Source organism: Vibrio zhanjiangensis (assembly GCF_030161235.1).
Lineage (GTDB): Bacteria > Pseudomonadota > Gammaproteobacteria > Enterobacterales > Vibrionaceae > Vibrio > Vibrio zhanjiangensis.
Map to the genome: position 1 here is coordinate 1 of NZ_BSPW01000097.1, position 5,096 is coordinate 5,096.

3 protein-coding genes are annotated in these 5,096 nt (G+C 44.9%); all 3 read left to right on the plus strand.

Annotated elements, in window-relative coordinates; translation table 11 throughout:
* Positions 1 to 127 precede the first annotated feature (127 nt).
* Genes QQK21_RS20655 through QQK21_RS20665 form a run of 3 tightly spaced genes read left to right on the plus strand, consistent with a single transcriptional unit; the run spans position 128 to position 5,038 of the window.
* Positions 128 to 490 (plus strand): hypothetical protein, encoded by a 363-nt coding sequence (locus QQK21_RS20655; RefSeq protein ID WP_284194059.1) that lies wholly within the window; start codon positions 128 to 130, stop codon positions 488 to 490.
* A complete protein-coding gene (locus QQK21_RS20660; protein WP_284194060.1) occupies positions 459 to 836 on the plus strand; it encodes a hypothetical protein in 378 nt (125 codons plus the stop codon). Before QQK21_RS20655 ends, QQK21_RS20660 begins: the two co-directional genes overlap by 32 nt.
* Entirely contained in the window at positions 833 to 5,038 is a 4,206-nt protein-coding gene (locus QQK21_RS20665; protein ID WP_284194061.1) for a M91 family zinc metallopeptidase, read from the plus strand. The genes QQK21_RS20660 and QQK21_RS20665 overlap by 4 nt, the downstream gene beginning before the upstream one ends.
* The last annotated feature ends 58 nt before the right edge of the window (positions 5,039 to 5,096 follow it).

Consider the following 5,096-nt stretch of genomic DNA (forward strand, 5'->3'; position numbering starts at 1 on the left):
ATTCTTTCGTTGGTTTTTTTGATTTTTTTATTACTATTTTTGGTGTTTTTATCATCATTTTTATCTTTTCGGGTGTTATCTATAGCTTAGATAAAACTCTCGCATTAAATGATAATGGCAGTAAACGATGGTTATTGAGACTAATAAACTTAATCCTACAACAGTGGTAAATAGTGGTACAACTCAACTCGAATTCAAGAAAAACCCTGTTGCACGTTCACTGACCGGAGCGTCTAACGTGCAAAGAGGGATGAACAGTACGCCGACACTGAAACCAGCGAATGAAAAGGCAAAAGAGGCTCTTCATGAAAAGCGAGCGCCCCAACCTCAAGCCGACTCGTCGGCTGGGAAAAATATGTCGGTCTGGACTGAAAGGACCGACCTATATCAGGAATTTCTCGACTTTGGCTACAACAAGGGAGAAATAAAGGTCAGTGAAGGGCCGTTTAATCAGTTGATTGAATCCTACCCCAGAAAAAAATGCCAGTAGAGAAAAACTGGATGAGATTAAATCACTGATTAATGACAATCCAATCTGGGAAGATACCTTTAAGGGAAGGAAAAAGAAAATACAATTAAGCAGACGTGTCAATGCTGCTGTTGATACAGCTATCAAAGTCAGAAAGCAATTGGAAAAGATAACCCCAGAGGCGATGGAAGCGAAACAAGAGGGGTTTAAACAGGAAGCAAACAAGGCCCACCCCGAAGACAGTAGCAAAGCTGAAGAGGTGTCGACGCAGCGTTATAAACAATGGTTGGAAGAGCAGGGAAGCGAATGTAAAGCGCTGACAAAAAAATTAACACGCTCGGGGATAAAGCCAAAGAGGGTCGGTTGAAATTCGGCCCTGGTCCTAGTTTGGGTTCACACAACTCAGATGCACACTTTGTTTACAGAGAAATGGAAAAGCTGCTTTTAGCGCATAAGCATAAGCATAAGCTTGCCGACGGTGTAAAGCTTGCCCAAAAGTCCTCCGAATACAGGGTGTCTTCCTTTGAAGATATCAAGGAAATGGCAAAGGAGTTATTGCCGTCGCCGCCAACCAGCATAGCAGCCTTAAAAAAAGCGGTCGTCAATGCCGGCCTGAAAACCGAGCAAAAGGTACGAGGTATACAGCATGCGGCGAGTAAGCTTTCTGTCCAGGAATTTAAAGTCCATCATATTGTCAATGACCCCCGTATGGCGTCGATTGTCCGTGCTTCTCATGCAGAAATACTGCTTGAAATACAGGGTGTTCCCTTTGAGACCAGCTCATTCAGCGCATTGATAGAGACGCTGGAAAAACTTCCATTTAAGGAGAAAAAGGCCGTTTATGAGAAGGTAGGGGCGTTGCTTTCACAGCCATCATTTAATACTGAATCACAAGGTCTCTCTGAAAAGGTGGGACAAGCATTGGAAAGCGTGTCATTTAGTTCTCCCGAAAAAAATGAACGCCTCACAGCGGTAAGGGATAAAAGTTTCGAGTTCGGCTCAATTCAGAAAACCCTAGAATGGATTAAGGGACTGGTAAATGACGGTGAGTGTGAAACAGAGCAAAACAGGAAAGCCCTGATGCAGGCAAAGGCCCTTCTAAGTACAGGGTTAATAGATGCTGCCCTTGAACAGCTGAAGGGGGAATCTGAAGCGCCTAAAGAAGGCGCCGAAAATACTGCACCAGATGGTGCTCGGCATAGGCTGGTATATTTTACCACACAATTGCTGGAGCGTACTAAAAAACTGGAGCGAGTCGCTGGCCGGATAGAAAGTGAGATCAGCAAAGAGGGGCTTGAAAAAATTGTAGACAAGACGGTAGGAGACTGGTCAGAAACCAGCACAAAGTCAGATAAAAAGACACAGAAGAAAGCTGAAGAGTTTGACTTTGCAATCAATAGCCTAAAAAAGAAATCCATTCCCACCGTCGTGAGTGAGCTTGGCAGGAGTGCCACCCTCTTGAGAGACGCGGTTGATCTTGTCACCACCGGTGAGGCCAAGGAATTTGAATCGGCAGGTGTACTGGTTAAGTCAGCGGCGAGTCAGGCGACTAGCACGGCGGACGAACTCCGTTTTTCTGCCGCCGAGAAAGCCGGCAAGGATATCAACCCCTTTTCGAAGCGCTCAAGAATAGCCAAAGACATGGCGATAGAGGCGAAAAAGGCACAAAGAGAAGAGGCGCAAAAGCAGGGCAAGGATGAAACGATGCTGGAGGCGCCGGACGCCCGGGAAGTTCAAGCGTTCTTAAAAGACAATGCCGCGTGGAAAGAGCTCCAGTCTGCAGACGACCCTGATTTTATCCACCTTGCGTCCCGCGTTGCGAAAGAGTGGGGCTTGGCACTGGAAGACAGGACTGTGATGCCTTCAACGCCGGAAGAATGCGCGAATCAGGAGAAAGCATTTTTGCAATTTATGTCGGACTTGGGTCAGCGGAAAGCATTGAGAGGGATTGCTCTGGCATTGCTGGAAGACAAAGTTGACATTGCTACACTCGGTATATCCAAGTTAATAAGCTCGCTTTCAACGGTTTTGATCGGGGGGATCACTACTTACATGAAAGTGAACCATGTGGATGAGGGGGTGATGCCGGGTAATGATTATCCGTACAAAGAGAGGCAGCAGGTACTGTATAAAAACCTGCAGCAGGTTGCAACCCGGCTCATCTTATCCATGCTGCCCAATTCAGCTCAGGCAGCCATAGGTGGTGGTGCAACCATTGTCGGTCGGGCATACAATGCTGGGGTGGATGTATTGGGTGAAGGGCAAAAGCACAAACTGGTGAGCCTGATCGACTCTGCTGCCCATCAAGCCGTGATAAGTACTTTTTCTGATGGAGTGGAAGCGGTCGTTGATGCCCACACAGAAAATCTTATAGAGGGAGTTGCTGGTGATGATCCTGTTGGAGGAAATGATAATACGTCAATTGATGATAATGACGAGGTTGCCAAACTAGAAAGATATCCCGGAGAGGTAAAGACCTGGCAATATGAAGGTGCAGAAGGTCTTAGCATTACCATCGAGGGCACGGAAGAATACTACCACCACGTTTCAAGTGTGCTTGATGAGTTGGCTGACACAGAAATGGGTGAGAAGCTCCTTCAGGTGTTGGAAGAAAAACCATTTTCCATACGTTTCCCTGAAGAAGTGGAGCACGATGGGATCAGTGTTCACCCTGCCAGTATCGACCTAGACAACAACATCATCTACTTTGATCCTTTAAATACACTGTCGCACGATTCAGAGAGCGGAGGCGGCGATCAGCCCATGCTGACACTTGCTCATGAATTGATACATCGCCTAGATAAAGAAAATTTGCTTAGAGATGATTATACACAGCCGTTTACTGCGGAAGAGAAAAGCCTCTTAGAGGCTATGGCAGTGGGTGCAATATATAAAACCCCGGATGGCCAAGAAGTCGATTTCAGGGACCCGGAAGTAAAGAAAAAGTACCTGAAAGAAGGGGCGCCGATCTTTACTGTAAATCAGCTAAGGGATGAACTCGGCATAGAAGAGCGCTTGGAGTACACCGAAGGTGATAATTTGGCTGAAGGAAAGCTTCACTTCCAGCACCCAGATAACGCAAACCTGAGAACAGAAGTTAGCTTGTACAGGAGTTGGAAGACCCTTGAAAAACAGATTGAAGAGACGGAAACGAAAAAAGATGAGAACCCTAATTGGAGACTTTTTAATGAGAGGAAATTTGGGCGTAAGTTAAAGAGACTTAATGACCAGCTTAATGTGGTCAATAACCAAATTGCCCGATTTAAAAGTGAAGTCCCAAACATTGAAAGGCTAGCCTATGCAAAACTGTGGTTAGCTGAATCTGAGGCAGGTTCGTTTGAAGAAAACATAGCAGAACAATATTTGGAGAGCGTAGAAAGAGATATTGAAAGTGGTCAGGGTGTGCAGTCCGAACAAGTCTATGTCTACGGTACTCAAGTGCTTGCTCTTGATGACTTTAAAAGAGAAACCATGGAAGGGTTAGAACATGCATACGCTTCAGGTGATCGTGTTAAAGTGTATTCCTTTATTTTATCCAAACTTTCTTCGGTAAAAGAAAAACTTGCCAATGGAGAGGTAAAAACGCTGGAGCAAGTTCAAACCCTACTTGCGCAAAAGAAGATATTAGAACAAGCAGAAGAGAAATTACTTAATGAAGCTTATATGTCAAAGTTGCCTGAAGTCCGTCATCTTTTTGGGGTTGAAAACGATAATGCAGTAGCCCCTGAAAGTGATGCAGTCGATGACGCCTCAGAAAGGTTAACAACTTTAGCTGAGCGTTATCAAGAATTAGGACGAGAGGTTGAAGAGTATTCTGGTATCACTGAAAGCCAGTTTAGTCGTAACCCTGATGATCCCAAATATGTGGAAGCTCGGGATAGGCTGGAAGGTATCGTTTCAGATTTATCTGATGATTACTGGGCCATTACTGGAAAAAGGCCAGAGTTGCCAGACCACGGTGAAGGTTACGCAGGCTTGCAAAGCCTTATTGATACCGCCGGTGATCTAATGACCAAACTTAGGGCCGTAGAAAGGCTGTCAGTTCAGTTAACAGAAGAAGTTGACGGGGATATCAGCTCGTTTTTCCAAGATAAAAGAAGCAACTTGAGTATAGTTAACTATAGGGATGTCTTTGCAAGCCTCAGAGAAAACTATAACGATGAAATAAGGGTTCTTGAACAGTCTGAAGAAACCATTATTAATGGCGTCCCCAAAGAAACGTTGATACAAAGGGCGAATGCGAAGCTGTTGTTAGTTGACCAAAGAGAGCGTGAATATTTTGATAAATTTCGACCTCGTTTTTCTGAACAAAGGGCCAGCTCTGAAGGGGAAATGATACAGGAAGGGGAATTTGTACACGCGTTTGCTTGCCTTGAAAAGGCCAAGTCAAACGGATTTTTTACAGTAGACGGGAGGCCGATACCAACTTCTGATCTTGCATCCATGGTCATATTTGTATCTTCTCCAAAATATAATGTAGATCCCACACCGATCACTCTTCTTGAATATTTAACATCCCAAGATGACTACAGTGACTTTTATTTAACTTTTCCAAGGGAGGTTATGTAGTGGTCAACAAATTCCGGACACAGATTTAAGCCGATTCTCGGCATCCACTGGCGATAGC